The organism is Rhizobium altiplani (genome assembly GCF_001542405.1).
In the GTDB taxonomy this organism is placed as follows: domain Bacteria; phylum Pseudomonadota; class Alphaproteobacteria; order Rhizobiales; family Rhizobiaceae; genus Rhizobium; species Rhizobium altiplani.
In genome coordinates this window covers 1-3,376 of sequence record NZ_LNCD01000109.1, presented here as the reverse complement: position 1 = coordinate 3,376, position 3,376 = coordinate 1, and the positions used below count along the sequence as shown (strand labels likewise).

1 protein-coding gene and 1 pseudogene are annotated in these 3,376 nt (G+C 58.1%); one reads left to right on the top strand and one right to left on the bottom strand.

Going from position 1 to position 3,376, the window contains the following annotated elements; genetic code table 11:
- Positions 1-1,121, bottom strand: a 1,121-nt coding sequence (locus tag AS026_RS26685) for a trypsin-like serine peptidase (RefSeq protein ID WP_131815345.1), incomplete at its 3' end; no start/stop codon positions are given.
- A gap of 369 nt (positions 1,122-1,490) precedes the next feature.
- On the opposite strand from AS026_RS26685, the pseudogene AS026_RS26680 reads away from it, so the two are divergent.
- A pseudogene (locus AS026_RS26680) lies at positions 1,491-3,376 on the top strand (Dyp-type peroxidase); the annotation flags it as partial.

Genomic DNA, 3,376 nt, shown 5'->3' with positions numbered 1-3,376 from the left:
TCGGGAAGGTCGATCCGGGTGGTGAGAAAGAGTGGATCATAGCCGGTGACGCCGGCCCAACGCTTGAGCGCGAGAGGCTTTCGGTCCGCCTCGAGAAGAGCTTCGCCCTGGATGCCGCCTTGAGACAGGGACGGCAGCCCAAGCGAGGTATCAAGCCGGTCCAACACAAGGCCCGCCTGCGGCTGTTCAAAGCGCTGTCTTTCGAGCAGGCCAAAAATTGCACTAATGCGGACACCTTCATTGGCGATCCAGACAGTTTTGTTCTCAGGCCTTCCGGGCTTCTTCGGCTCAGGGACTGCCTTGTGGTGCAGGGCCAGGACCTGCCATTGGTCGTTCAGCACCGGGGCGCCGGATGAGCCCGGCTCCGTATCCGTCGAATAGTGGATGAAATGATCAAGGTTGACGTCGGGGGCCGCGTCCTGATCAAGAATAATGATCTGGCTTGCTCGTATAGCAATCTGTTTCGGCTCGCTGTTCGGGTGCTGGATGATCGTCACCCACTCGCCATCGATCGCCTTGCCGGAAAGCGGGATCAGCGGCAGCCGGCCATAACGGTCGATCGGTACGCCCTCATCCGACAATGGCGTGACCGCGACAAACGTGATGTCGAGCTCAGCGTTGGTGTAAAAGATCTCGTGCGGACGCAGATTGAACCTGACGCCTTCGCGAAGAACCCCATCGATATCGTGCTCATAACCGAATTCGGCTTCGCATTGGCTGGCTTCATCGGCATTGCCGAGCACATGGTGGTTGGTTAGCAAAAGTCGTGGTCCAACTAGAAACCCCGTGCCATACCAGGCTCCGCCATCGCTCGGCACCTTGATCCGGCAAACGGCAGCAGCCGCCCGTCGCCCACGATCGAGGAAGTTGATCGACATCAGGTCGCTTTGGCCGATGATCCGCTCGAAGCCGTTTGGATCGCTGCGCGGTGATTCAAGAAAACTCTTGCGAGCCGAAAAACGACTATCGGCTTCCGCGCGAGCCCGCCTCAGGTCGCGCTCTTCGGCCGGGACGTAATTGAATTCCGCAAGCGCAACCTTTTCTACCTCGACGGAAAGCGCGGCCGATTGGGTGGCGACGATATCGTTTTGGCCAACTGCCGCTTCCGGGTCTTTCTCCATGCTGATCTCCGATCTGGACGAAGTGGGTGTGATGCGGGTTTCGACGTTCGCTTTTTGGGGCGACGAAAAGGCAGCGGAGAGCACATTGCACTTCGCGTAAGGAATTGAACCGCATTCACGTTAAGCGCGAAACCGGTTTTGTAGTAGTGTCTTGTTCAGTACGCCGCCAATTTACTTCGCTAAAGTTGACAGCTTTATGAAAATACGATCGCTCCAAGCATTTCCGATGGATTTTGCTTGTAGGCCTACCAATAAAATGAAACAGGTATTGCACGCCTGACGCGAGAGGTCGTCATCAGCCTCGTGGGGGAATCGGCGGGACCTTGCAGCAGTGGGTAGCTTGCATTCTTCGTGAGCTAGGGGGCAAACATGACGCAATCACTTGTGACGAGTGCAATCCCGTTCAAATTCGACAGAGCCGATCGCGTCGATGCAAAGCTCAAGGAATTCCGCCCTGAGCTGTTCGGCAAAGATGGGATAATCCGCGTCGCCCTGCGAGACCAGGGCGTCCATTTCATGTCGATCACCGTGGTTCGCGGCGATGTCGGAGAGCCTACGTATCTGGTATTCGAAATGTCGGTCGACGGCGAGCCGCAACATGCCTTCGACACGGTCGGCACCAAGCTGGCATCGTTCGTCAGCGAAATCCTGTCGGTTGCCGAAATAAAAGCGGCAGGTACGCTCAGTCGTCTTCTCACGTCCCATCACATTCGCACCGGGCAAGGTCTGTTCGATGTCCCAGGTCTCGACTTCTGTGGCACGCCAGGCATGACCGTGACGCGGATCAAGCGAGAGTATGCGCTTGCCCGCGAACTCCGTTCCTATTTCGATACCAACCCGGCCGCAGGGGCACCGCTGGACACCGTTTTGCGCGTGCGGGATTTCGTCAAAGCCGATGCCGACCTGGCTCCGCTGCTGGACCCCGAGCCATTTCCGCGCCTCACCGCTGAAGAGGCCCCCGGCCTTGATTTCGGCTTCATCCTGTCCCTGGCTTTTCAAGGGCTCATCAAGTTCTTCTGGCCGGTTCTTTTTCTGCTCGGCCTTCTCGTTGTTACCGCGACAATTGCGGCAGGGCTTTGGCAAGGCTTCGCGGTCGGCGTGATCGCCGTCATCGTTTCAACGATTGTCGCAGCCGTCGCAATTCTTGCGATCGTCGCGAATGTCTACCTCGGCCTGCGGCGGCTCGAATCGGCCAACACGCCGGTCGACACCTTGGTCGATCCTGATGTGATGGCGTCGCTGACGGAAGCTGAAAATCTCAAGGACACGCAGCAAAACCATCTTGCCGGCATTTCGGTCATGCAGGCCGGAGCGTTGCGGGGGCTGACGCTCAGAATAGCGTTCTGGGTGATCGGGCAGATGGCAACAAAACGATTCCGTCCCGGGTTTCTTGGCGATATCAGCACGATCCACTATGCCCGTTGGCTGCGATTGCCGAAAACCAACAAGCTCCTGTTTTTCTCGAATTACGGCGGCAGTTGGGAAAGCTATCTGGAGGATTTCATCACGAGGGCGTCGAACGGCCTGACCGCCGTCTGGAGCAATACAGTCGGTTTTCCTCGTACTGAAAACCTGTTCTTCAAGGGCGCAACTGATGGCGACCGGTTCAAACGCTGGGCGCGCAGACAACAGCAGCCGACATGGTTCTGGTACAGCGCCTATCCACATCTGACGACGGCGCGCATCCGCACCAACGCCGCGATCCGCCAAGGGCTTGGGACGGTGTCGACGGAAGATGAGGCGGCGGCGTGGCTGGGGCTGTTCGGCTCGAAGGTAAGGCCGGCGACGTTGATTGAAACCTTCGAGGTCCAGACGCTGCTATACGGCGGCTTGAGCAAACACCCTTATGCGAGATGTCTTGCGATCAAATTTTCCGACGACCCCAAACAGGCATGCGCCTGGCTAGAATCGATCGAGGACCAGATCACCTTCGGAGATCAACCCCCGGCCGACAAGGTGTTGATTTTCGCGCTGACGGCGGATGGCTTGAAACGCTTGGGCCTGCCTTCCGATGTCGGGGACTCCTTCCCGACCGCATTCCGCTTGGGGATGGGTTCGCCCGGCCGGGCCAACCTGCTTGCCGATACCGGCGATGACAAAGCCGGCACATGGCTGTGGGGCGGGCCGGAAAAAGCAATCGACGCGACGCTGCTGCTTTACGCAGATTCACAAACCACTCTTGTCTCATATGCCAGCGAGTTGAGCTCGGGCATCGATGCCGCCGGAGGAAAGGTGCTGCATCAGGTGACACCGAC